The organism is Chitinophaga silvatica (assembly GCF_003419895.1).
GTDB lineage: Bacteria > Bacteroidota > Bacteroidia > Chitinophagales > Chitinophagaceae > Chitinophaga > Chitinophaga silvatica.
On record NZ_QPMM01000014.1, the window covers coordinates 194,212 to 218,696 of the forward strand.

Annotated in this window: 22 protein-coding genes; 5 read left to right on the forward strand and 17 right to left on the reverse strand. The window is 40.4% G+C overall.

All coding sequences use genetic code 11. The annotated features are described in order from the left end of the window. Window positions 1-11: 11 nt before the first annotated feature. On the forward strand, window positions 12-2,765 hold the full coding sequence (locus DVR12_RS24255; RefSeq protein ID WP_116978398.1) for a family 78 glycoside hydrolase catalytic domain: 2,754 nt from the start codon (window positions 12-14) through the stop codon (window positions 2,763-2,765). Here DVR12_RS24255 and DVR12_RS24260 read toward each other — a convergent pair. Beyond that, complete coding sequence (locus DVR12_RS24260) at window positions 2,762-3,091, reverse strand: hypothetical protein (RefSeq protein ID WP_116978399.1); 330 nt, start codon at window positions 3,089-3,091, stop codon at window positions 2,762-2,764. The two genes, DVR12_RS24255 and DVR12_RS24260, sit on opposite strands and share 4 nt — an antisense overlap. Before the next feature lie 107 nt (window positions 3,092-3,198). On the opposite strand from DVR12_RS24260, the gene DVR12_RS24265 reads away from it, so the two are divergent. Continuing rightward, complete coding sequence (locus DVR12_RS24265) at window positions 3,199-3,849, forward strand: sigma-70 family RNA polymerase sigma factor (protein ID WP_116978400.1); 651 nt, start codon at window positions 3,199-3,201, stop codon at window positions 3,847-3,849. Between the two features lie 74 nt (window positions 3,850-3,923). On the opposite strand, the gene DVR12_RS24270 is transcribed toward DVR12_RS24265, so the two are convergent. The 13 genes from DVR12_RS24270 to DVR12_RS24330 all read right to left on the reverse strand — a co-directional run bounded on the left by DVR12_RS24270 (window position 3,924) and on the right by DVR12_RS24330 (window position 16,818). Beyond that, entirely contained in the window at window positions 3,924-4,490 is a 567-nt protein-coding gene (locus DVR12_RS24270) for a dihydrofolate reductase family protein (RefSeq protein ID WP_116978401.1), read from the reverse strand. Between the two features lie 14 nt (window positions 4,491-4,504). After that, complete coding sequence (locus DVR12_RS24275) at window positions 4,505-4,849, reverse strand: DUF1801 domain-containing protein (RefSeq protein ID WP_116978402.1); 345 nt, start codon at window positions 4,847-4,849, stop codon at window positions 4,505-4,507. A gap of 157 nt (window positions 4,850-5,006) precedes the next feature. Continuing rightward, window positions 5,007-6,080 carry a 3-isopropylmalate dehydrogenase gene (leuB, locus tag DVR12_RS24280; protein WP_116978403.1) on the reverse strand — a complete coding sequence of 358 codons (1,074 nt, stop codon included), beginning with the start codon at window positions 6,078-6,080 and terminating at the stop codon, window positions 5,007-5,009. Between the two features lie 18 nt (window positions 6,081-6,098). After that, entirely contained in the window at window positions 6,099-7,592 is a 1,494-nt protein-coding gene (locus tag DVR12_RS24285) for an alpha-isopropylmalate synthase regulatory domain-containing protein (RefSeq protein WP_199417195.1), read from the reverse strand. Between the two features lie 43 nt (window positions 7,593-7,635). Next, window positions 7,636-8,232: a 3-isopropylmalate dehydratase small subunit gene (gene leuD / locus DVR12_RS24290; RefSeq protein ID WP_116978405.1), complete on the reverse strand. Its 597-nt coding sequence runs from the start codon at window positions 8,230-8,232 to the stop codon at window positions 7,636-7,638. Between the two features lie 39 nt (window positions 8,233-8,271). Further along, window positions 8,272-9,678: a 3-isopropylmalate dehydratase large subunit gene (gene leuC / locus DVR12_RS24295; RefSeq protein ID WP_116978406.1), complete on the reverse strand. Its 1,407-nt coding sequence runs from the start codon at window positions 9,676-9,678 to the stop codon at window positions 8,272-8,274. A 342-nt stretch (window positions 9,679-10,020) separates the two neighbouring features. Then, window positions 10,021-11,130: an ABC transporter permease gene (locus tag DVR12_RS24300; RefSeq protein ID WP_116978407.1), complete on the reverse strand. Its 1,110-nt coding sequence runs from the start codon at window positions 11,128-11,130 to the stop codon at window positions 10,021-10,023. Beyond that, the gene (locus DVR12_RS24305) at window positions 11,127-12,233 is read right to left on the reverse strand and encodes an ABC transporter permease (protein WP_116978408.1); all 1,107 of its coding nucleotides are present in this window, start codon (window positions 12,231-12,233) and stop codon (window positions 11,127-11,129) included. Before DVR12_RS24305 ends, DVR12_RS24300 begins: the two co-directional genes overlap by 4 nt. Before the next feature lie 12 nt (window positions 12,234-12,245). Then, a complete protein-coding gene (locus DVR12_RS24310; RefSeq protein ID WP_116978409.1) occupies window positions 12,246-12,989 on the reverse strand; it encodes an ABC transporter ATP-binding protein in 744 nt (247 codons plus the stop codon). After that, complete coding sequence (locus tag DVR12_RS24315) at window positions 12,979-13,911, reverse strand: ABC transporter ATP-binding protein (protein ID WP_116978410.1); 933 nt, start codon at window positions 13,909-13,911, stop codon at window positions 12,979-12,981. Before DVR12_RS24315 ends, DVR12_RS24310 begins: the two co-directional genes overlap by 11 nt. After that, the gene (locus tag DVR12_RS24320; RefSeq protein ID WP_116978411.1) at window positions 13,908-14,858 is read right to left on the reverse strand and encodes an HlyD family secretion protein; all 951 of its coding nucleotides are present in this window, start codon (window positions 14,856-14,858) and stop codon (window positions 13,908-13,910) included. Before DVR12_RS24320 ends, DVR12_RS24315 begins: the two co-directional genes overlap by 4 nt. A gap of 13 nt (window positions 14,859-14,871) precedes the next feature. Continuing rightward, a complete protein-coding gene (locus DVR12_RS24325; protein ID WP_233522456.1) occupies window positions 14,872-16,149 on the reverse strand; it encodes a TolC family protein in 1,278 nt (425 codons plus the stop codon). A 48-nt stretch (window positions 16,150-16,197) separates the two neighbouring features. Beyond that, window positions 16,198-16,818 (reverse strand): TetR/AcrR family transcriptional regulator, encoded by a 621-nt coding sequence (locus tag DVR12_RS24330; RefSeq protein WP_116978412.1) that lies wholly within the window; start codon window positions 16,816-16,818, stop codon window positions 16,198-16,200. Between the two features lie 194 nt (window positions 16,819-17,012). Between DVR12_RS24330 and DVR12_RS24335 the strand changes: the two genes are divergently transcribed. Then, entirely contained in the window at window positions 17,013-17,600 is a 588-nt protein-coding gene (locus tag DVR12_RS24335; RefSeq protein WP_116978413.1) for a TetR/AcrR family transcriptional regulator, read from the forward strand. A 22-nt stretch (window positions 17,601-17,622) separates the two neighbouring features. After that, window positions 17,623-18,042 (forward strand): VOC family protein, encoded by a 420-nt coding sequence (locus DVR12_RS24340; protein WP_233522457.1) that lies wholly within the window; start codon window positions 17,623-17,625, stop codon window positions 18,040-18,042. Window positions 18,043-18,125: 83 nt separating this feature from the next. Here the strand turns inward: DVR12_RS24340 and pafA are convergent, their stop codons facing one another. Together pafA and DVR12_RS24350 are read right to left on the reverse strand one after the other, a co-directional pair. Then, a complete protein-coding gene (gene pafA, locus DVR12_RS24345) occupies window positions 18,126-19,760 on the reverse strand; it encodes an alkaline phosphatase PafA (RefSeq protein WP_233522458.1) in 1,635 nt (544 codons plus the stop codon). An 85-nt stretch (window positions 19,761-19,845) separates the two neighbouring features. Next, window positions 19,846-20,724, reverse strand: a complete 879-nt coding sequence (locus DVR12_RS24350) for a glycoside hydrolase family 16 protein (RefSeq protein ID WP_116978416.1) — start codon at window positions 20,722-20,724, stop codon at window positions 19,846-19,848. A gap of 229 nt (window positions 20,725-20,953) precedes the next feature. Between DVR12_RS24350 and DVR12_RS24355 the strand changes: the two genes are divergently transcribed. Further along, complete coding sequence (locus DVR12_RS24355) at window positions 20,954-23,098, forward strand: ATP-binding protein (protein WP_116978417.1); 2,145 nt, start codon at window positions 20,954-20,956, stop codon at window positions 23,096-23,098. Window positions 23,099-23,100: 2 nt separating this feature from the next. Here the strand turns inward: DVR12_RS24355 and DVR12_RS24360 are convergent, their stop codons facing one another. Then, entirely contained in the window at window positions 23,101-24,480 is a 1,380-nt protein-coding gene (locus tag DVR12_RS24360; RefSeq protein ID WP_116978418.1) for a TolC family protein, read from the reverse strand. Between the last annotated feature and the right edge of the window lie 5 nt (window positions 24,481-24,485).

A 24,485-nucleotide genomic window follows, 5' to 3' on the forward strand; every position in this document is an offset into this window, starting at 1 on the left:
ACGCCAACGTTATGAGAAAACTTAGTATTTGCTGGTTATTGTTACTATTGTGCCAATTTGCACTGGCAGCCGGCGGAAGCTCAGTATTGCCGCAACATCTCCGTTGTGAATACCTGATAAACCCTACCGGCATCGATGAGCTGAAACCAAGACTTAGCTGGACTCTTAAAGCAACAGATACTACTGCTTTCGCACAACGGCAAACTGCCTATTGTATTTTAGTTGCCTCCTCAGAAGAGGAACTGAAGAATAATAAGGGTAACCTTTGGTCTTCAGGGTGGATAAATAGTGCTGATATGCAGCATATTGTCTATAAAGGCAAACCGCTTGAATCTGATAAACGCTACTACTGGAAAGTTTGTGTAAAAGACGAAAAAAACATGGTTTCTGCATGGAGCCCTATTGCTGTATGGGCAACCGGTTTACTAAAGCGGGATGATTGGAAGGCTTCCTGGATTGGATCTGATGAAGTATATCGTCCCGGACCTACCAGCAACATTTCATATCCCTGGTTCAGAAAAACTTTTGAACTCACAGGTAGCCCACAAACTGCTAATATTTTTGTAGCCTCTGTAGGCTATCATGAAGTATATGTAAATGGATATCGTGTAGGCGAGGACGTGTTAGCTCCCGCAGTTACAGATCATGCTAAAAGAGCAAGGTATGTAACCTATGATATAGCCAGATTTCTGAAGCCTGGTAAAAATGTAATCGGACTATGGTTGGGTACTTCCTGGTCGATTTTTGGACCTTACATAACACCTGATAAACCGAATACCCCTATTGTAATGGCGCAGGCAAACATCTATACAGGAGCATCCAATCCGCTGATCATTAAAACAGATGACACCTGGAAAACCCATCCAAGTCCTAATATGCTCCTCGAAACCTGGGATTTTGCCCGTTTGGGTGGCGAGCAATGGGATGCCAATAAAGAAATAAGCGACTGGAATACTTTAAGCTGCAATGAACAATCCTGGAAGCAGGCTACTGTTTATCATCCGCAGCTTATTCTTTCGGCTCAGATGGTAGAACCAAACCGGGTGTTGACTTCCATCAAACCTGTTTCTATTGAGGCTCGTGCAGATGGTAGTTATCGTGTAGACATGGGGGTTAATTTTGCCGGGTGGACTTCCATCAAACTAAAAGGTCAACCCGGTGATAAAATTACTTTCCAATACTCAGAGCGGGAGCAGATGGATATGACTTTTAATCTGCATAGTGCATATATAATCGGTAAAGAGGGGAAAGGTACTTTCAAAAACAGGTTCAATTATAGTTCAGGCAGATGGATCACAATTAAAGGGCTGTCTTATAAACCATCTCTGGATGATATTGAAGGGTGGCTGGTTCGAACCAATTATGAATCGGCTACGAGCTTCAAATGCTCTGATTCTCTGCAAAACTGGATGTATGATAGAATAAGGTGGACCTATGAAAATTTATCATTAGGTGGTTATGTAGTAGACTGTCCGCAGCGCGAAAGGCTTGGTTATGGAGGAGATGCACATGCAACCTGTGAAACGGGGATGTTTAATTATCACCTGGGTGCATTCTATACCAAATGGTTGGAAGACTGGAGAGATGTGCAGGGAACGGAATCTATTGTTGGAAATATGTATGATACTGCATTTGCACACAAAGCGGTTATGAGTGGAAGATATCTGCACAAGGGAATATTGCCGCATACTGCACCAACATTTTCCGGAGGAGGTGGGCCTTCCTGGGGTGGTATCGTTGTTTCATTACCCTGGTATGTATATCAGCAGGAAGGTGATAAAAGGATTTTGGAGAAGAATTTTGAAATGATCACCTTATGGCTGGAATTCCTGGACACTCAAACGAAAGATAATCTATTACAGCGTTTTGGCGGTAAATGGGATTTTTTGGGTGACTGGCTTTGGCCCAATGCTACCGCTGAAGGTATGAATAATGATTCTCCGCAGACGCTTTGTTTGAACAACAGTTACAGAGTCTATAATTTAAGGACGGCTGCTAAAATTGCAAGAGTGCTGGGTAATAAAGCAAAGGCAGAGGAGTGGGAGAAGAAAGCTAAATTGGCAGCTGCAGCTATCCATAATAAATTCTATAATGAGGGAGATGATAACTACTCAGATGGTTCTATGGCCAATCTGGCTGCTGCATTGTTAGCAGAAATCCCTCCTGCCAATATCAGGCCCCTAGTGATGAAACAACTCGAAAATGATATTCTGGTAAAATACAACGGGCATATTCATGTAGGGATTACAGGCGGTGCTTTGTTGTTTAAATTGTTAAGGGATGAAGGTCGCGATGATCTGATTTATAGCATGACTTCACAGACTACTTATCCAAGTTGGGGTTATATGAAAGCAAATGGGGCAACAACAATTTGGGAAATGTGGGAGAAGGATTTGCCCGGGCATTCACTATTACATAGTTCCTATTTATATCCGGGAGCCTGGTATATCAATGGCGTTGCCGGAATAAGGCAAGATCCTTCTTCGGGTAATGGCTACCGTAAATTTATTGTACGTCCACCTCATTTACAGGCCGATCAGATTTCGTGGGCCAACACGTCCTATGAATCCTCTGCCGGAACTATAAAAACAGATTGGCATAGAACAGGCCAACAGCTCGTATTGAAGGTTACTATTCCTCCTAATTGTACTGCCACAATTGATATGCCTGAAAAGGTATTAATGAATGGGCAAGTATTAAAGAAGAAAAGTGCCAAAGGATATGAGCTTCCTGCTGGTAGCTATATTCTTGTAAGTGAGCCTTAATTTTTTACATCGGCGGGGGCGGGGCAACCCGTCTTCGCCATGTTACTTTCTCTCCATTTGAGAAATAGAATATAATACCCGAACTCCCAATACAAATGATCATCCAGCAGGCTAGCCAACAGCTCCTTCTTTTCTATTCCCTTTTCCTTTTCAACAATGGTTAACCCTTCCTGTAATGAATGTTCCATAGCTTTTAATAACGCTGGCAAATCGCTTAGCGATGTTTGAAGAATTTGTTGGCCTCTGGTAGTATCTCTTAGCACTTGTGCCTTCTGGTGGGTTAATGCCGTCATTTTTACTCCCGGTACCGGATAAGTTGTGTGCATACTCAAACGATTATATATCTATTGGAGTATTTTATTTGACATAGGTTACAAAAAAAATCAACTTTTTTTGTAACTTTTTTGACAGTTGTTAATCAAATATTTTAAAAATGACCACCCTACTAACCGTTGCCGCCGAAACTGACATTGATCTTATTAATCGGGTATTAAATGGAGAACAGGCAGTTTATGAGCAATTAATCAGACGACATAATTCCAGTTTATTCAGAATTGGGATGTCGTTTCTTAAAAATGATGCTGATGTTGAAGATGTTATGCAAATAACTTATGTGAAAGCCTGGGAGCATTTATCTACTTTTAGGCAGGAGGCTGCATTCGGTACCTGGCTGAAAAGGATTATGATCAATGAATGTAATCAGCTATTAAAAAAGCAGAAACAAATAGTAAATGAGAATATCGATCATCATGATACCGCAACAAACAATATTAAAGAGTCTCCTGTGAGCAATGTGCTAAATAAAGAATTAAGCATGGCCATGGAAAAGGCTTTAACCGAGTTACCAGAAAAGTACCGGGCTGTATTCTTATTGCGGGTTGTAGAAGGAATGAATGTGATACAAACAGCAGGGATCCTCAATATCTCTCAGGTAAATGTAAAAGTTCGCCTCATCAGGGCCAAACTGATGCTGAAACAAAAAGTATCAAACTACTATAAAAATGATCTGGTATTCCCATTCCACCTGATAAGGTGCGACAGGATTGTCAACAATGTGCTCAATGAGCTGAATATTAAGAAATAAATATTGTTATATAAAAAAGAGGTTTCAAATCTAATTTGAAACCTCTTTTTTTATTGTATCCATATCAGTTTTACTTAAATCTTCTCATAATTCAAGCATACGACACCAGACTTCTGAAATATATCAGTTTTTATCAGTTGAAGTTGTGTTATATGCTTTAGGCCTTCAAACATAGGAATTCCTTTTCCAATTAATACTGGATTAATGAAAAGCCAGAACGCGTCTATGAGTTCATATTCCAATAGAGAATGTACTAATCCAGGGCTACCAAACATTATGATTTCACTTCCCTCCTGATTTTTTATTTCTCTCAATCGTTGAGGCAAATCCGTTCCCAGTACTGTAACTAACGGGTCATTGGACTGAAGCGTGGTTGATGCCACCAGCTTATTTACTTTTTTATACCAGGCCGAATGCTCCTTGTCATGTTTGGTTGCATTAGGCTTATCGGCGGCTGTAGGCCAATATGATTCCATCATATCGAAAGTGTTTTTGCCATACAGTGCCAAATCAACCGTATTGGTGCGCTCGCCTACATAGTCGAACAATTTATCATCTAGTTTTATCCAATCCATTTCTCCATTGGGGCCGGCCACATAGCCATCGAGAGAAACATGCATAAAGGAGAGAATCTTTCTCATAACAGTTTTTTAAATTATAAAGAGTGACTGGATTCCTTAAGCCATTTTTTCAGCTGTTGGTAATCCACCTGTGTATTTTCTTTTATAGTTGCAATTTTACGATCCGGAGACGTGGTAGATTGAAAATATCCCTTTACATCAGGTAAACTACTTGCATTGAAAAGCATAAAGGAGATTTTATCCTTGGCTGCATGAATCACGGCTGCATAATGGCCATTCTTCAAATAATGTGGTTTCCCGTATTGCAAACGCTCCTCCACATCAGGAATTACAGAAAAGGTAACTTTACGTAGCTCATTGCATACATCTACCTGCCAGGGTTGTAGTTTTTCGAAATAGTTGCTTACAGTGGCATCCATAATATAAGTTTTTGGTTTATGTTACAAACATACTTAGGATTAAGATGTTGTGAGAGGGCTATAACAGACATAAAAAGGGGTAATTGCGTCATAATATCAAAACAAAAGGTGCCTCAAATTAGTTGAGACACCTTTCGGTAAAAAATCAAAAGCCAGTTTAAATATGCTTCAATACTTCTGCACCAATAGCATCGGTGCCCAGTATTTTATCTGCTGGTGTTTGTGCATCTGCGATATCACGGGTACGATATCCTGCTTTCAATACCTGGTCAACAGCTTTAATAACTGCTGCGGACTCAGCCTGCATGCCAAATGAAATATCCAATAACAAGGCTGCAGAAAGAATAGAAGCTAACGGATTAGCTACTCCTTTTCCTGTAATATCATGTGCAGAACCGTGAATTGGCTCATATACGCCGGTACCGTCACCAACCGATGCTGATGCCAGCATACCCATGGAACCTGCAATTTGTGATGCTTCATCTGTAAGGATATCGCCAAACAGGTTGGCCGTTACAACTACGTCGAAACGACGTGGATCCTTAATTAAAAGCATAGCTGTAGCATCCACGAATTGATGTTCAACTTCAACATCCGGATATTCTAAAGCTATCTTTTGTACAACTTCTCTCCACAATCTTGAGGTTTCGATAACGTTGGCTTTATCTACAGAACAAAGTTTTTTTCTTCTGGTACGGGCAGCTTCAAATGCTTTACGGGCAATTCGCTCTACTTCAAAGCGACTGTATTCCGCGATATCGAAGGCTGTATCTCCGTCATTTTTCCTACCTTTTTCACCAAAGTAAATGTCGCCAGTTAGTTCACGGAAGAACAGGATATCAGCTCCTTTCAGAATTTCGGGCTTAATGCTGGATGCTCCAAGTAATTCATCAAATAATTTAATCGGACGCAGGTTGGCATATAAGCCAAGCTCTTTGCGCATCTTCAGTAATCCTTGTTCTGGTCTTACTTTCGCAGTTGGATCATTATCATATTTAGGATGACCCACGGCTCCGAATAATACAGCATCAGATTTTTTCATCTTTTGCAGTGTTTCGTCGGGGAGTGGATTTCCGGTTGCTTCAATGGCAACATGACCAATTAAAGCGGTGTCGTAATTGAAGGTATGTCCAAATTTTGTTGCAATGGCATCTAATACTTTCTTGCCCACTGCTGTAACTTCCTGGCCGATTCCATCGCCTGGAACAACTAATATATTTTTGGTTGCCATTCTATTGGTTTATTGAATTTAGATCAGATTCAACATTTTTTGAGTGGCTTTAATAGCAGAAACAGTTTGATCGCTATCCAGCCCTCTGGTTTTGAATTCCTTATTATTAAAACGCCAGGTGATAACAGTTTCGCAAAGTGCATCACTTTTACCGCCAGGTGGAATACGAACTGCATAATCGACAAGGGTAGGCAATTCCTGCTTCAGTTTTTTGTATACCTTTTTTAAAGCATTCATGAAAGCATCATATTGTCCGTCGCCCTGTGAATGTTCTTCGAATAATTCGCCTTTGATAGAGATTTTAAGAGCCACCGCTGGTTGCAGATGTTTGGAATGGGTGAGTACATAGTTTTCAATAACTACTTTTTCATCTATTCTGTTACTATCCAGTACATCGGATATGATATATGGAAGATCTGCCTGCGTAACTACTTCTTTCCTGTCGCCCAGTTCAATGATTCGCTGAGTTACTTTTTTAAGGTCAGGGTCGGAGAGTTGAATACCCAGTTGCTGTAGGTTGTTCTCTATATTGGCTTTACCACTGGTTTTACCTAAGGCGTATTTGCGTTGGCGTCCGAAGCGTTCCGGCATCAGATCGCTGAAGTAGAGCTTATTTTTCTTATCGCCATCAGCGTGTATACCTGCTGTTTGGGTAAACACATTTTCACCAACAATTGGTTTATTGGCCGGAATACGCACGCCTGAAAAAGTCTCCACCAGTTTGCTTACACTGTAAAGTGATGTTTCTGCCACGGAAGTTTTTACTTCAGGCATAAAATCGTTCAATACAGCTACAGCGCTTGCGAGAGAAGCATTTCCTGCTCTTTCACCCATACCATTTATAGTAAGGTGAATGCCGTGTGCACCTGCTTTTACTCCTTCCAGTACATTGGCGGTTCCCAGGTCATAATCGTTATGTGCATGGAAATCGAAATGCAGGGTAGGGTAGCGGGCAACGATTGCTGTAATATATTCCTTTACTTCATCAGGTGTTAGTACACCCAATGTATCGGGGAGCATTACTCTTTTTACAGGTTGTTGTTGCAGAAAATCCAGATACTGATAAACATATTCCTGTGAGTGACGCATACCATTGCTCCAGTCTTCCAGGTAAATATTGCATTCCAGTCCTTTCTTTCTTGCGAGTGCAATGACTGCTGCTACTTCTGCAAAATGTTCTGCAGGTTTCTTCTTAAGCTGATGAGTAAGATGGTTGAGCGAGCCTTTTGTAAGTAGGTTCATAACCTTGGCACCTGCTTTCAGCATCCAGTCAACCGACACTGTTCCGTCAACGAACGTTAAAACCTCTACTTTATTAAGATAGCCATTTGCCTTAGCCCATTTGGTAATTGACTTGACAGCAGCAAATTCACCTTCAGATACACGGGCAGAGGCAATCTCGATTCGGTCTACTTTTACTTCTGTGAGTAAAAGCTGAGCAATCGTTAACTTCTCGGATGGTGAAAAGGATACTCCGCTGGTTTGTTCTCCATCACGGAGTGTCGTGTCCATTATTTCAACGTGGCGCGCGGTTGGCATAGTAGTTTTGGCTGTTTTAATAGATGCTTTTGTCAGCGAATTGTTTGATTTCCTCTTTCATTGCCTGGAGGTAATCAATATCATCATACCCGTTCATCAGGTTATGTTTTTTGTAGCTGTTGATGTCGAAAGACTCACTTTCACCAGTAGCTGCAATTGTAATAGACTGGGCAGAAAGATCCACTACCAGTTCAGCTTTTGGATCGGCTTCAATGGCGGTGAAGATTTTATCGAGGAAAGCAGGGCTTACTGTAACGGGTAAGATCCCTACGTTTAAAGAGTTGTTTTTGAAGATATCCGCGAAGAAGCTGGATACAACGCAACGGAATCCGTAGTCATAAATAGCCCAGGCAGCGTGTTCACGGCTACTTCCACTTCCGAAGTTTTTACCGCCAACTAATATTTTACCACTGTAGATTGGGTTATTTAATACAAAGTCTTTCTTTGGAGTGTTGTCGGACTCATAGCGCCAGTCGCGGAACAAATTATCACCAAATCCTTTACGCTCGGTAGCTTTCAGGAATCGGGCAGGGATAATCTGGTCGGTATCCACATTTTCGATTGGCATTGGCACTGCCGTGCTTTTTAATATAGTAAATTGATCGTAAGCCATTATTAATAGTATCTGTAGTAATTGTAGAAAGAAATAAGATTAAGCAATCAGTTCTCTTGGATCGGTAACCACCCCGGTAACCGCAGCGGCTGCAGCCACTAACGGACTAGCCAGTAAAGTTCTGGAGCCAGGACCCTGACGACCTTCGAAGTTTCTGTTGCTGGTACTTACTGCATATTTTCCGGCAGGAACTTTATCATCGTTCATAGCCAGACATGCAGAGCAACCAGGTTGGCGTAACTGGAACCCGGCTTCTGTCAGGATATCCAATATACCTTCTTCCCTGATCTGTTGTTCTACGATATGAGAACCCGGAACGATCCATGCAGTAACATGATCCGCTTTCTTTCTTCCTTTTACAATAGATGCAAAAGCTCTGAAGTCTTCAATTCTACCATTGGTACAGCTACCAATGAACACATAATCTACCTTCTTACCAAGCATAGGCTCCTGTTCGTTGAAACCCATGTAGTGTAATGACTTTTCGTAGCTGGATTTGCTACCACCTGCTACTTCTGAGGTAGGAATATTTTTGGTGATGCCAATACCCATACCCGGATTAGTTCCGTAGGTGATCATAGGTTCAATATCGGCAGCATTGTAGTTGTATTCTATGTCAAATGTTGCTCCCGCATCTGTCTTCAATGATTTCCAGTAAGCGAGAGATTTTTCCCAGGCTTCACCCTGAGGAGCTTTTTCACGACCTTTAATATAGTTGAAAGTAGTTTCATCCGGAGCAATCATTCCACCACGAGCACCCATTTCAATACTCATATTACACACGGTCATACGACCTTCCATGGTCATGTTTTCAAATACTTCACCCGCAAATTCCACAAAGTATCCGGTAGCACCGGCTGCTGTGAGCTGAGATATGATAAACAATACCACATCCTTAGGAGTAATACCTTTACCTAATTTGCCGTTCACATTGATACGCATTTTTTTAGGTTTCGGCTGCATAATACACTGTGAAGAAAGTACCATCTCAACTTCAGAAGTACCAATACCAAAAGCAATTGCACCAAAAGCACCATGGGTAGAGGTATGCGAATCACCACATACAATAGTCATTCCCGGTAGTGTAATACCGTTTTCCGGCCCAACTACGTGCACAATACCATTCTTTGGGTTACCTAATCCCCAGTGAGAAATACCATATTTACCGCTGTTTGTTTCCAAAGCCTTTAATTGGTTGGCAGATAATGGATCTGCAACCGGTAAATGCTGATTAATCGTTGGCGTGTTGTGATCGGCTGTAGCAAAGGTCTTTTCAGGAAACATTACCTTTAATCCCCTGCCTTCCATCCCCAGAAAGGCAACCGGACTGGTCACTTCATGAATAAAATGGCGGTCTATAAAGAAGACATCCGGACCATCTTCAATTTTCCTCACAACATGTGAATCCCATACTTTGTCAAATAAGGTAGCGGGTTTAATGCTCATTTTTTATAATTTTAAAAGTAGCTACTTGATTGTTCAAATTTATTCATAAAATATCATTTTTTTCAACATTTTTTCTAAGGGGAATAGGGAAGTAGCTAATTAATTCCAATACAGACAAGGGTTTTAGCTATCCTGGAAGTTTTTGGAAGATGGTCAACAGATTGTCAATTAATGCTTCAAGTGTTGGAAATAAGAAGAATTGATTTGATATATCGAAAATGATTATATGAAAAAAGGGCGGTCGGCCGCCCTGTCTTCAGAAAAAAATCTTTTCGTTGGTTAAAACAAAATGGGTTGAATAAGTAGTAAGAGTATTTTAAGTTACAAAATATTCTGAACAACTCAACTAGTTTTCCTATAATTATATACTGCCCACCCGTTAAGTATACACGCAAACAATACCAGGTATAAAAACTCCCACTTCACATCTGCAAATCCGCTTCCCTTTAACACCACCATCCGTATTACCTTTATAAAATGCGTAACCGGAGTTAAATTTGCAATCACCCTGGCCCATCCCGGCATACTATCTACAGCCGTAAACAAGCCACTCATCAACATAAAAATCATCATAAAAAAGAAAGCCACAAACATAGCCTGCAACTGATTCTCGGTGTAGGTAGAGACTAAAAGACCAAAACCTAATAATGCAACCAGGTAGGTTCCGGCAAAAATATAGATGGTCAGAAAACTCCCTACCGGCCATATTCCATATACTATATATGCTACCGTTAACCCCAACGTAAATACTATCATCCCTACCACCCAAAACGGAATCAACTTACCCGATATAAACTCCAGCTTGGTAATCGGAGTTACGTTGATCTGCTCAATCGTTCCTACCTCTTTCTCCCGAACAATATTCAGGGCTGCCATAAATCCACCAATCAGTGTAAGCAATAGTACCAGTACCGCCGGCACTATATAATATTTATACTCCGCCAAAGGATTAAACCAGTTCGACCACGTAAGGTCTATGACACCCATAGGTTTGAAACCAGTAGCATTAATGGGGATTTGCTGATTAAAATCACCGATTACGCTCAACAGATAATTGCCTCCTATGGCTGCTTTAGTGCCATTAATCGCATCAATGGAAATACCTAAGGGCTGTTGACCTTCCCGAACCAGGTTTCTTTCAAACCCCATCGGAATTTCAAGCACAACATCCGCTTTTTCCCGCTCAATATATTGAATGGCATCCTGAAAAGATGGACTGGCAGCCACCAGTTTAAAATAACCGGATGCATTGATCTTATTCAGCAACTTCATGGAGTAGGTACTATGATCATGATCTACCACCGCCAGGTTGATGCTTTTTACATCAAAATTCATAGCAAGCGGCAAAATGATCAACTGTATAATGGGCATGGCAAACATCATGGCAAGAATGGTCTTGTCTCTGAAAATCTGCTTGAACTCTTTCTGTAATAAATATCTTAATACCTTCATGACAGCCGCGTTTTAAAGTTCTTCAACGCAATGGTTAATGTAAGCACAGTCATTCCAAACAGTATCAATGTTTCTTTCCAAACATATCCAAACCCAAGTCCTTTCAACATCACAGCTTTAATGATCAGAAAATACCAGCGCGATGGTATAATATTGGAAATCCACTGAAATACCTTTGGCATATTTTCCAGCGGAAACATAAAACCTGTAAAGATCATTGTAGGAAGCATCATTCCCATCATCGATAGCAGTAATGCAGTTTGCTGAGAATTGGTGGTGTTGGATATCATCAGGCCTAATGAAAGGCAGGTAATAATGAAAAGCATACTTTCAAGAAACAATAAAATAATGCTTCCCTTAATCGTTACATCCAATACAAATACCGCAAGCACAAGGATCATAATAATATTTAGCAGCGATAGTATCAGGTAGGGAACTGCTTTTGATATTAAAACCATTAATGGCTTAAATGGCGATACCAGTAATATTTCCATGGTACCAAGTTCTTTCTCCTTCACTACAGATACTGATGTTAAAGCCGTTGATACTATCATCAATACCAGCGCCATAACTCCCGGTATGAAGTTTAATGAACCGTTTCCTTCCTCATTGTACAACATCCTTGGTTCAGGTGTAATCACATATTCAAGCGGCTTGCCATTGCTGATTTCCTGCTGATAGGCACTGGTAATATTGCTGATATAATTAACCACTGTTTTGGCAGTATTAGGGTCCGAACCATCCGTTAGTATTTGTATCTGTGCTTTACCATTATGTTTCAGGTCATCTCCAAATCTGCTCGGAAAGATCAATGCACACTTCGCCTCATTCTTCTTAAAAAGCTTAAGAACATCATTATAGTCGATGTTCGATTCATTTACCACGAAGTAGGAGGAAGATTTGATTTTGTCGGTTAGCTGCCGGCTGTTCAGATCTCTCGAATTATCTATAACAGTTAGGGTGATATTCTTTACTTCACTGGTAAGTGCAAAACCAAACAATACTATCTGTACCAATGGCAAACCAAACATGATCAGCAGGGTACGCTTATCACGAAATACATGAAAGAATTCTTTTCGAATGAAAACCAGAAATTGCTTCATAGTATTGTACTGTTAATCGCCCGATCTTACTGCGTTTCGGGCTAGTCTGTAAAAAACTTCATCCATGGAAGTAACATCAAATCTCGACTTCAGATTACCGGGAGAATCCAATGCTTCCACTTTACCATCTACCATAATTGTAACCCTGTCGCAATACTCTGCTTCATCCATATAGTGTGTAGTTACAAATACGGTTATTCCATTTGCGGCGGCTTCATAGATCATATCCCAGAACTGCCTTCTGGTTACCGGATCTACACCACCAGTTGGTTCATCCAGAAACACAATTTTAGGTTCATGAAATATGGCTACTGAAAATGCCAGCTTTTGTTTCCAACCTAGTGGGAGAGAGGCTACCAGTTTTTTTGCCTCATTGGTTAATCCCAGTTTCGCAATCAATTGCCTGCTCCTTTCTTTAAGTTGAGCTGCCGGAACTCCGTAAACACCGCCAAAGAAGGTGATATTTTCCAAGACCGTAAGGTTTTCATATAATGAAAACTTCTGGCTCATATAGCCGATATTTTGCTTAATTCGTTCCTGCTGGGTATATACGTCAAACCCTGCTACGCTGGCTTCGCCGGAGGTCGGATAAGATAATCCGCATAATATACGCATCGCCGTAGTTTTACCGGCACCATTGGCACCGAGAAATCCGAAAATCTCTCCCTGACTAACGTCGAAGGATATATTATGTACTGCATAAAAATCTCCGAACTTCTTCGTCAGATTCTTGCATGTAATTACTTTATCTGCCATATGTTTGACTCATTAACTGAATGAAACTATCTTCTATAGTAGGTTCTATCCGTTTTATTTCAAATTGCTCATGTCCTGCCTGTATAAGCTCCTGCTTTAACTGATCGGTTTGTGATTCATTTGAGTTGTCTTTTAATGTTATATGGACATAATCTCCAAAAGCAAAGCAGCTTGCAATTTCGGAGCGTTTACGCAACTCAGTTAGCAATCGGTAGGTATCTTTTGCCTTTACTGCATATAGCGGTACCGGAAATGCTGCAATGATCTTACCCGGGGTATCTATTGTAAGTATTTTACCTGTCTGGATGAGGGCTATTCGCTCGCAAAGCATGGCTTCATCCATATAAGGTGTGGAAACAACAATGGTAATGCCTTGTTGCTTCAATGTTTTGAGCATATCCCAGAATTCTTTTCTCGAAACTACATCCACGCCCGTTGTAGGCTCATCCAGAAATAATACTTCTGGTTTGTGGATGAGGGCACAACATAAAGCCAGTTTTTGTTTCATGCCTCCTGATAGTTTCCCGGCCCTGCGATTATTAAAGGGTTTTATTTGCTCATATATATCTTTAATCAGACTATAATTTTCTTCCAGAGTACTACCAAAAAGGGTTGCAAAGAAATCGAGATTTTCTTTTACCGTTAAGTCCTGGTACAACGAAAACCTGCCGGGCATGTAGCCAATTCTTCTGCGTATCTCCTCAAAATCTTTATTACAGTCTAACCCCAATACGGATGCGTTGCCTTTATCTGGCAGCAGCAATGTAGTAAGGATGCGGAAAAGGGAAGTTTTACCTGCACCATCTGGCCCAATCAGTCCAAACAGCTCTCCTGACGCCACCTCGAAGGAAACATCACTGGCGGCAAGTACCTTACCGTTTTCGTAAGTCTTGGTAATATGATCTAATACAACGGGATTCATGATTGCTTGTTATCGATCAACATTTCGCCATACATTCCTATTTTGAGGAAGCCATCATTCTTAACCATTACCTTAATGGCATAGACTAAGTTGGCTCTTTCATTTTTTGTCTGAATAGTTTTAGGGGTGAATTCTGATTTATCTGAAATCCAGGTGATGGTACCAGGATAGGTTTTATAATCTTTTTTGCCCTGATCTATTCTTACTGTTACTGCCTGGCCAAGCTTTATTTTAGGTAAAGTAGTACCAGTAACATAGGCTTTTAGATAAAGTGTATCGACATTGGCAATTTTGTAGAGAGGTTTACCTATGGTGGCCATTTCTCCTTTATAGGCGTATTTGGAAAGCACGGTTCCGGTAATTGGATTGGTAATCTGTCCTTTTCTTACCTGTTCTTCAAATTGCGCCATGTTTTTTTCCAAAGGTCCTTTTTCACTGAGGATAGATCTGTTTTGTGTAGCGGTATTGGAGTTGTTGAGTCTTAATTGCTGTCTGGTTACATTTATTTGTCGTTCGAGCTGTGTTATACCTGCATTGATATCATCCAGTTGTTTTTGAGTAGCGGCGTCGCTTTTAACCAGATTTTCGGTTCTGGTTCTTTCTCTGTATTGTTGCTGTAGCTGGGCCTCCTGAACGAGTAATTGTTTCTGGACTAATTCAGTTTGTGGTACCGGGTCCTGGGTTTTCTGGCTAAGGGCGCGTATGGATGCCTCTACCTGTTCTTTCTGTAGGGTAGAGATGGTGACATCTATTTGCCCAACCAGTTGACCTGCGTTTAGTTGTTGACCTTCCTGGATGGAGAAGGCAAGAATTTGCCCACTTTGTTCGGCTGATACAATTACCTCGTCTGCTTCGAAATTCCCTGACGCATCATAAGTTATTTTGCCTTGTCCGCAGGCCAGTGTTAACGTTCCGAAAATAATACCTGTTATGATGTTATGTTTCATAAACAATGATTGATCAGTTACCTGAAGTAATATTGAAATTATATTGAGCTTGTAATAGTTGGATTCGATGCAGAATACTGCTTTGTTTGGCGAGATTTTCCGCATTGAGTTTGGAAATATATTCATGCACCGTTATGACCCCATTATCTAATTGAGCCTGTGCAGATTTTCTGACAGAAGTTCGTAGGGCGATAACTTCCTGATCTTGCGCTAAGAGTTTAGCAAATTTATCAATATCCTCATCCTGTTGCCAAAGTGTAAGATTGGTATTGAAGAGAAAGGTTTCTTTGGTGATGTCGGTCAGTTGTTTGTTGATTTCAAATTGCTGGCGACTGTTTTTCAATGTATACAAAGAGCCTAATGACCATGAAAGTCTGATGCCGCCTATCCACCAGGCACCGAAATTATTATCTACGATGTTGAGCGTTGGTCTGCCATATGCTCCTTGTATAAAGGCATTGAGTTTGGGCAGATATCCTGTTTTCAGTTGACGTTCCTGCACGTCGAACGATTTTTTCTGAGCATCGTAGTAGGCTAGTTCTGGTCGTTGTATGGAGAAGTTGGTAGATTGACTAACAGGGTAAACTAAATGTACGCTATCGCTCAATGGTTGATTGATAAAAATGCTGAGCATTTTCAGATATGCTTTCCTGTTGGAATTTAGTTCAGTAGCATTCATATCGGTATTTCCTATCTCAGCTTTGAGTTCATCTACATTGCTTCGGAAGGCTACGCCATTTGCCAATGATGCCTGTGCTTTTTCGGTGGCGCTTTGCAGGTCAATTTTTTTAAGTTGGTTTTGTTGAAGTTGTGCTTCCAGCAATAGTACACCAAAATAGAGTTGTGTTATTCTCTCCTTGATGCTATAGAGGTTTACTTCCAACTGTTGTTGCTGCATTTCTTCGTTGGCCCGGTTGTTTTCTTTCTGAAATTTTGTAACGCCGCCATCATAGATTTGCTGGGAGATTTCAGCTTGTATTTTGTATTGATCTTTGCTTAGCGTGGGGAAGTTGATTCCGGTAATAGGAGGAATAACATCCGAAAAGGTTACGGTCGAAGATTGATAGGTAGCTTGCCCGCTGATATTTAACTGAGGCAGAAATTGTTTACCTGCATTTTCGATGGCGTAGCCTGTACTTTTGCGAATCAGGTCGTGTTGCTTTATTAGCGGATAGTTTTGTTTGGCAAGCGTATAACACTCTTCCAATGTAAGACTGGTTGTTTGAGCAACCGTACATACTGGTAAGCATAAGAGAACCATAAACCACCCCGGTATCTTAACTATTTTCATTTGATAGCAGATATAAGTATGTTTAACGATCTGTTTGAGTGCTGAAAACTATTTCAGCATACCCATAATCCATATTGGTATTAATGTTTTTCTTTCTTCAATGATTGATCTGAAACTATCCTGATTGATAATATTATTCTTTTCCAACAATGGTCTGGCCAAAAAAGGCATCACCATAAATCCGATAAGGTTTAACAATATATTCAACGGATCAGTTTTCAGTTTTCCATCCTTCTGTAATGCTGCCAGTTGTTTAAAAAAATGAGATTGGAAAACCACGTCTTTCCTGTTTTCCTTCAACAGATCATTACTTCCGGTAAAGATTTCATTGACCATAAACAGCGGAAAATTCGGGTTATGCAGCAGCAGCATTGCATATTGCTCTGTTAGTTGCTCTATCTTCTGTTCCAGCGATAATTGTTCATTATTTAAGATTGCTGAAACGATACTAAAGAGTTGATCAACTACTTCCTTCATAATTATTTGAAAGAGTTTTTCTTTACTTCTAAAGTAATAATTGACCAATGAAAGATTAATATCTGCTTCGGCAGCTATATCTCTGATTTTGGTGGCTTCATACCCTTTTAGGGTAAATACTGTTCTTGCAGCCGCCTTTATTCTTTCTTCAGTGGAAGCGTCGGGCGTCGATTTCTTTTCTCGTTGCGCCATTAGTATTTTATTTAATCATAACAAAGATACAAAATTGAACAACTTTTCAAAACAACTTTTTAAAATTTATGTTTAAAGAGAATGAAATATTAATAATTAATTGATTATCAATTATTAATATTTCATTTTTGGATTTTTAACTTTTGTTTCAATTTTAATTCTAAATCGAATGATCATTTCATTATATTTGCATTATGAGAACTAAAGACGAAAATAAGGAACTGGATATCCGGCAGAAGGCGATTGAAATGATTGTACGGGATGGATTCGATGGACTCAGCATGCAAAAGCTGGCGAAAAGCGTTGGAATTTCGGCCTCCACTATTTATGTCTATTTTGAAAGCCGGGAAGATTTGCTGACCAGACTATACATTGAAGTTCAAAACAAATTTGAAAAAGATGCATTGGATAATTTCACTGCCGATCTGAGTTTTGAAGACGGGTTATGGCTGCAGTGGAAAAACCGACTGAAGAATATTAATAAAGATCCTTTGGCCTACCAGTTCTACGAGCAGTTCAGAACTTCTCCTCTCATTAATCATAAAGCCATCAAACCTGCTATTTTCAGGAAGGTAATGAATGATTTCGTAGCGAATGCCGTACATAAAAATGAAATAAAGGATTTGCCAACGGAAGTTTTCTGGGCTGTGGCTTATGGTCCATTTTATACCCTGGTAAAATTTCATCTCACCCAGGCTAATATGGCCGGGAAACCTTTTTCTCTTACTGAACAAAAATTGAAACAGGCATTTGACCTTGTTATATCAGCTTTAAAGCAATAAAAATTTTTTAACTATTAATCGAATGATCATTCGATTAATTAAAAGAAACAATAAAAAACATATGACCATCAATCATTTAAACCTCGTGGTAAACAACGTAAGTGAGGCTATTACATTTTTTGAAACCTATTTCAACTTCAACTGCGAATTAGTGAAAGGAGATAATGTGATAGCTATTCTAACCAACAGCAATAATTTCACTCTTGTTATTATGGGAAGCAAAAACGGAGATACTTCCTATCCTAGGGATTTTCATATTGGCTTTATGTTAGATAGTACTACAGAAGTGGATGCCCTGCATGCAAAGCTTCAAAATGGAAATATTAGCGTTCCTGATGTTCCGAAGAAAATAAGAAACAGTTATGCCTTCTATTTTCATTTTGATAACATATTTATGGAAGTTGGACATTATTTAAACCAGACTATAGAAAGTAAGGCTTAGACTAAGGAGTGCCACCAGTTACCGAAATAAAAAATGGGCGGTCTCAAGACTTCGAGACCGCCCATTTTTAGTATTGCTTTTTATTATTGTAAAACTTCTTTAACCGGTTTACCTACACAACCGCTAGGCATTTGAATATGCAGCATAGCAGCAAGAGTAGCAGCGATATCGGTCATGTGAACAGTTTCGTTGGTAGCTCCGTGTTTTACATGCCATCCCATAAATACCAATGGAATATGGATGTCGAAAGGATTCCAGTTACCATGGGTAGTACCTTTCAGAGAACCTTCAAACCATCCTGGTTCAGGAATTACAATCACTGCACCGGTACGTTTTGGATTATATCCGTTTACCGCCATTGATTTGATTGGTTCTGGTAAAGGGCTGTTGCCTATATTATCCAGATCTGCTGCAAACTGAATTCCTGGTTGTGACTGGAAGAATTCTACAGTTTCAGCTTTCACTGCATTGTAATCGAGTTTAGCAGCTTTGATTTTTTCTTTATCGAAACTTACATGGTAGTTCATAAAGGATGAAACCAGTTTGCTTACACCAAAACGTGCATTCAGCGTACTATCCAGCGCTGGTATTAATTTATTTCTTTCTACCAATCCAGCCGGGATCTGATGTTCCTGAAGGAATTTAATAGAATGTGCAGCACCATGATCTGCTGTCAGGAATACAAGGTAGTTACCTTTTCCAACGCGTTGATCGAGGTAGGAGAAGAATGCAGATAAATCTTTGTCGAGACGCAGATAGGTATCCTCTACTTCAATAGAGTTCGGACCATATTTATGACCAACATAGTCGGTAGATGCACAGTTGATAGTCAGAAAGTCGGTTGCTTCGCCTTTACCAAGGTCGTATCCTTCCACAGCCGCGTTTGCAAAGCTCAGGGTAAGCGTATTGCCGAAAGGAGTGGAGCGGATAATTCCTGGTTCATTTTTAAATACCTCTTTCAATTCATGTGGGAAAACCGGTGCTTTCTCTCCTTTGGAAGTTCCTTCCCAGGCTACATCATCCTCTGTACTATTAAGTTTGTACGATTTAATAGGATACATGGTTTCCCAGGATCTCGACATCAATTTAGCCGGTTCCTTTTTGTTGTTGAATTTTTTAACCCAATCAGGCAGTTCATTCATATACCAGCTGCTGGTAACGAAATTACTGTTGCTATCGTCATACCAGAATGCACCGTTTGGATTATGTCCGGCTGGCAAAATAGATGCACGGTCTTTAAGGGATACACCTACTACTTTAGAGCGGAAGTTGGTAGCCAGTCTTAATTCGTCGGTAATGGTTGTAGCCAAAAGATTGCGTGGCGACATTCTGCCTTCGCTACCGGTTGTACCTACTGGTTGCACGATTGTATCTTCAGTGCAATACCATTTCCGGCCGGTAATCTGATCTGGCCAGTCATTACCCGTGATACCATGTATAGCAGGAATACTGCCCGTATAAATGGTGCTATGACCTACAGCAGTAAAAGATGGTAAATGACTGATATAGGTGTTCTCGCAGGAGAATCCTTCGCCTAACATTCTCTTGAAACCTCCGGCTTCATAGCGGTCGTAATATCTGTACAAATAGTCCCAACGCATCTGATCTACAACGATGCCTACAATAAGTTTGGGTTTTTCATTGACCTGAGCAGTTGCATTAAGCCCCTGTAGTGCGGCAAATGCTCCTAAAAGCCCTGCTACCACAGTTTGTCTCATTCCGTTCATAAGCTGATTTATTGTATTTAAAGGTTCTACCCGTCAAAGGGGATCGGCAAACGTAAGAAAAATTGTCTTTTTCGCTCTATTTTTGGGCTGAACGGTAATTATACTTTTTTTTAGGTTGATATACCCGTACATAATCTACCAAAAACTCCTGTGGTAGCACCGATTCATCTACTGGTCCGGGCCATGCGGCGCCCATCGCTAAGTTGAGTAGTATATAAAATGGATGATGAAATGCATTGAAATCGCCCAACAGCGCCTTCGCAACAGGGTAGCGATGATACACACTGTCATCAAAGTAGATAAGCATTTCATCGGGTGTCCATTCCAGTGCATAAATATGGAAATCGCTGTGCAAATCAGGTACACTGATCTTATGGCCGCTACTGGTATGGCCTCCTCCGGTTTTGCCCCAGTGAATAGTACCATAGATATTCTTTGGTTCGTTTCCAATAAACTCCATAATATCAATTTCGCCTGCCATTGGCCAGCCTCCATGGCTATGTTCTGCACCCAACATCCATATGGCAGGCCAGATACCTCCACCTGCCGGTAGTTTGGCTCTCACTTCAACCCGACCATAGGTAAATGAGAATTTATTTTGCGTATTAATACTCGCACTGGTATATTTTGCCAGGCTGTCTTTTCTGTTCCATTCTTTTGAACCGGCAAGGTATGCAGCGTTGGGGTAATTTTCTTTCTGTCCTTTGATGTGTAACAAGCCATTTTCTACCCGGATATTTTCAGGCCTTGCTACTGTATAATATTGCTGCTCTTCGTTCCTGACATGACCGCTTTCATATTTCCACTTAGTGGTATCCGGTAATCCCGTGTAATTAAATTCTTCCTGCCAGATGAGTTTCCAGCCTTTTTTCTTCTGGGCTGAAGTGGTAGTGGTAATCATTGTTGCACTGATACCTACCAGCAAGTAGCTGGTTAAGGATTTCCAGGTTGGCATAGTTGTAACGTGGTTTGATGAACAATACCACAAGATAGAAAATAATTATTATGGGTAGTATAGCCCACCAATTTCTAAACTATACACATAAAAGTGTAGAAGGTACTAGCTGAAAAATGTAGTAAAAATATTACAACAATATCCGGAGTTTGTTGTATTAATGCAGTGCTTTATTGTAACTAATTTTACCACCTGAAGCCAGAAAAGAGAGCTATAACCGTTTAGCCTTATGCGTAAGTCGTTTGTTCTGTTTATAACATCATTAATTGCTGCAGTTGCGGCCCTGGTCATTATCATCATTATAGGTCATGAAGTGCATCAGCGGAGTGTCAACACCTTGTTGGATGCAACGGATACATTAGCCTCCGATGATCCCAGTATCCACCTGGTTGATTCTGCACTCTTTACGTTAAACGATGCCGAAAATAATTTCCGGCTATATACTGTTTTGTATGAGAAAAAACATCTCGAAAAATTTTCAAGACAAATTAATAATGTCCTCAATATAATAGACACAATCAGCAATACACTCGATTCTACCTATAATAACAAACAACTAAATGCCCTTATCAAGCAAAAAGAAGTTGTTTCCCGAAACATAGGCAGGTTAAAAGCCACAACAGATTCTCTCTTAGCCAATGCCGGTAAAAATGATATGGTGGATAAACTGATCAGTAGTATCCCGGATTATTCAGTAAAACAGATAAAGAAGGAACGTGTAGTAGTTGATACCATCGATAATAGTCCTAAAACCCAGGCCACCAAAAAAAGTGTGTTCAAACGAATTGGTAATGCGCTTGCCAATAAAAAAGATACTGTCAAATCCCAAATTAGCATTGTTGTCAGAACCGCCGATGGTAAAGTAATAGATAAGGAAGCCTATGATGCAATGCAGCTAAGGAAAACTATCAATGATATTAATACTTATTATAAAAATATTATCAGACAACAGCTTAGCAACCGGTTGAAATTAAATGAAGAAGAATCCTCCCTTGCTGGTACCAATATCGCATTAATGGAGGAACTCAAAATGCTGCTTATTTCCCTGAGAGAAAGAGCCAGGGCTGAAGCAGAAGCTCGACGAATGGAGGCCAGGGAGGTGGTAACCTCCAGCACCCAACGTATGTCGCGGCTCGAAAAAGCCGCCCTCGGCCTGATTCTACTATGCGCAGGTATTATTACCTGGAATATTATTATAAACAGGAACAGGAACAGGGAACTGAAACAACAGCGACAGGAGGCCAGGGAAACTACCAGGGTAAGAACTGAGTTTATGAATAATATGAGTCATGAAATGCGTACTCCTCTAAACGCCGTAATCGGTTTTTCAGAACAACTTTCCTTTACTCCACTAAATCTCGAACAAAAGGAAATCGTTCATAATATTAGTGCTTCCTCCGACTTACTTCTGCAGGTGGTAAACGATGTACTCGATTTTTCAAGACTGGAAAAGGATTATATCTCAATAACCTCCCAACCTTTTGTTGTTTACCAGGTTTTCAATGAGGTGGTAAACATGATGCGAATGCTGGCTGTAAAGAAAAACCTAACCTTTAATGCCAGTTATGAGGGGGATAAAAATGCACAGGTGAATGGCGATTTATTCAGACTGAAACAAATAATGCTAAACCTGATCAGTAACGCTATTAAGTATACTGATCATGGTGCTGTTACCGTTACCGCTTCCCTACACGAAAAAGATAATACTACTTCCACATTTAAATTTGCTGTTTCCGATACCGGTGAAGGCATTGCCAAAGAAGCTATTCCTCATCTGTTTGATCGGTTTTTCCAGGCTGGTAGCCAGATTAAAGGAACCGGTCTGGGATTGGCAATTACTAAACGCTTGCTGGTACTACAAGGAGGCGACATCACCGTTGAAAGCAAATTAGGTAAAGGCAGCACCTTTGCCTGCGAAATTCCTTATACTAAAGTAGTGGCTCCTTTAATGATGGAAACCACTCCTAAGGATGTTCAGGAAACAACCGGTGCTTTAATGGCAGGAAAATATGTGCTGGTGGCGGATGACCAGGAAATGAATTTACTCCTGCTTAAAATGATTCTTACTCGCTGGAAATGCAGATTTGATATGGCCACGGATGGTAAAAATGCGCTGGAACTCTTTTACAGAAACAACTACGATATGGTGTTGCTCGATCTTAACATGCCTGAAATGACTGGTGCAGAGGTGATGGAGCATATCCGTAAAGACAATGACCCTAAAAAAGCGCAGGTTGTTGCACTCGCATTAACGGCAAATATTACGGAAGAAGATATTGAGATCTTTAAATCAGCTGGTTTCAATGGTTGGTTGTTAAAACCTTTCAGAGAAAAAGATATTTATGCAGAAATAGTAAAATATATCAAAGCCTAGTATTATCTCCATCCTCCGCCTAATGCACGGTATAAAAACACAATAGCATTTAGTTGCTGTAATTTGTCGTTTACTTGCTGCAATTGTGCCAGCAATAAGCTTTGCTGGGCATTTAATACTTCTGTATAGTTGGCAAAACCATATCTCACCAATTCCTGCGTATACTCAACAGATTTGTTGAGATTTAGCAATTGCAAACGCCTGCTGTTTCCTTTTTCAAGGGCTGTTTGATAAGTATATAAAGCATTGGAAACTTCCTGTCCTGCTGTGAGAACGGTAGATTGGAAGTTAAGTGCTGCCTGTTGCTGCTGCTCCTGTGCAATCTTTAATCGTGCTATATTTTGCCCCTGGTTAAATATTGGTTGTAGTAAACCTCCGGTGAGATTGCTAATCCAGGATGCTGGTCCGGTAATCGACTGGTAGGCTGTTAGGCCACCAGTGGCCCCAATCGTAACAGACGGATAGAAATATGCTCTCGCTACATTGGTTAGCTTGAAATAGTATCTCAGGTTATATTCTGCTGCCTGAACATCTGGTCTGTTGGCCAGTAACTGTGCTGGAATACCTGTTTTAAGCAACATGATTGGAACCTGGTTGTTGATACTATCTCTTTCTATTGCAGTAGAAGGAATGCCCAATAACAACGATAATTCATTTTCGGTTTCTCTGATAGATTGTTTCAGATCTGGAATGGTTACTTCTGCGGCGTACCTGCTGGCTTCACTCTGAACCACAGCGGCGCTGGTAACTACATCCGCTATTTTTAGTGCTTTCATTACTTCCACAGTTGCCTGCCAGCTAATTACTGTTTGCTCGGTAATTGAAAGTTGTTGATCCAGTGCAAGCAAGGTATAGTAATTAGACGCAATACTTGCTACCAATGCGGTTTGTACTGCTCTTGCATTGGCATTTGCCTGTAAAAATAAGGCGAGATTGGCATCTCGGGTGCTTCTTAATTTACCCCAGATATCTGCTTCCCAGTTGGCGGTAGCTTCAATGGTATACTGCTGGGGAGTGACCGATTTATTTGTATTAATACTGTTGGATGCCCCTGCAATTGTAGCGGTTGCAGTGCCGTTAACAGCTGGGTAAAGTATTAACCTGCTTTGTTTGTAACTGGCTTCTGCTTGCCGCATTCGTGACCAGGCAGCCTTAAGATCCAGGTTATTCTGAATGCCTTTTTCTATTAGCTGTTGTAGTAAAGTATCGGTAAAAATATCCTTCCAATGCAGGGTTGCAATGGTATTGGTATCTGTTGTATTTATATCCCTATACAAGTTGGTTTCCTTAATCCCCGGTGAGGTATAAGGCTTCATAATATGGCAGGATGCAAAACAAACTGCTATTACGATGAAGGCTGTATTTTTTTTATGTAGATGCATGAATA

Coding starts and splice junctions, on each gene's coding strand:
- DVR12_RS24305 (WP_116978408.1), bottom strand. CDS start 12,233: ATGAAGCAATTTCTGGTTTTCATTCGAAAAGAATTCTTTCATGTATTT.
- DVR12_RS24335 (WP_116978413.1), top strand. CDS start 17,013: ATGAGAACTAAAGACGAAAATAAGGAACTGGATATCCGGCAGAAGGCG.
- DVR12_RS24275 (WP_116978402.1), bottom strand. CDS start 4,849: ATGGATGCCACTGTAAGCAACTATTTCGAAAAACTACAACCCTGGCAG.
- DVR12_RS24255 (WP_116978398.1), top strand. CDS start 12: ATGAGAAAACTTAGTATTTGCTGGTTATTGTTACTATTGTGCCAATTT.
- DVR12_RS24350 (WP_116978416.1), bottom strand. CDS start 20,724: ATGCCAACCTGGAAATCCTTAACCAGCTACTTGCTGGTAGGTATCAGT.
- DVR12_RS24340 (WP_233522457.1), top strand. CDS start 17,623: ATGATCATTCGATTAATTAAAAGAAACAATAAAAAACATATGACCATC.
- DVR12_RS24315 (WP_116978410.1), bottom strand. CDS start 13,911: ATGAATCCCGTTGTATTAGATCATATTACCAAGACTTACGAAAACGGT.
- DVR12_RS24285 (WP_199417195.1), bottom strand. CDS start 7,592: ATGGACACGACACTCCGTGATGGAGAACAAACCAGCGGAGTATCCTTT.
- DVR12_RS24360 (WP_116978418.1), bottom strand. CDS start 24,480: ATGCATCTACATAAAAAAAATACAGCCTTCATCGTAATAGCAGTTTGT.
- DVR12_RS24325 (WP_233522456.1), bottom strand. CDS start 16,149: ATGAAAATAGTTAAGATACCGGGGTGGTTTATGGTTCTCTTATGCTTA.
- DVR12_RS24320 (WP_116978411.1), bottom strand. CDS start 14,858: ATGAAACATAACATCATAACAGGTATTATTTTCGGAACGTTAACACTG.
- DVR12_RS24270 (WP_116978401.1), bottom strand. CDS start 4,490: ATGAGAAAGATTCTCTCCTTTATGCATGTTTCTCTCGATGGCTATGTG.
- pafA (WP_233522458.1), bottom strand. CDS start 19,760: ATGAGACAAACTGTGGTAGCAGGGCTTTTAGGAGCATTTGCCGCACTA.
- DVR12_RS24355 (WP_116978417.1), top strand. CDS start 20,954: ATGCGTAAGTCGTTTGTTCTGTTTATAACATCATTAATTGCTGCAGTT.
- DVR12_RS24300 (WP_116978407.1), bottom strand. CDS start 11,130: ATGAAGGTATTAAGATATTTATTACAGAAAGAGTTCAAGCAGATTTTC.
- DVR12_RS24310 (WP_116978409.1), bottom strand. CDS start 12,989: ATGGCAGATAAAGTAATTACATGCAAGAATCTGACGAAGAAGTTCGGA.
- DVR12_RS24260 (WP_116978399.1), bottom strand. CDS start 3,091: ATGCACACAACTTATCCGGTACCGGGAGTAAAAATGACGGCATTAACC.
- leuD (WP_116978405.1), bottom strand. CDS start 8,232: ATGGCTTACGATCAATTTACTATATTAAAAAGCACGGCAGTGCCAATG.
- leuC (WP_116978406.1), bottom strand. CDS start 9,678: ATGAGCATTAAACCCGCTACCTTATTTGACAAAGTATGGGATTCACAT.
- leuB (WP_116978403.1), bottom strand. CDS start 6,080: ATGGCAACCAAAAATATATTAGTTGTTCCAGGCGATGGAATCGGCCAG.
- DVR12_RS24330 (WP_116978412.1), bottom strand. CDS start 16,818: ATGGCGCAACGAGAAAAGAAATCGACGCCCGACGCTTCCACTGAAGAA.
- DVR12_RS24265 (WP_116978400.1), top strand. CDS start 3,199: ATGACCACCCTACTAACCGTTGCCGCCGAAACTGACATTGATCTTATT.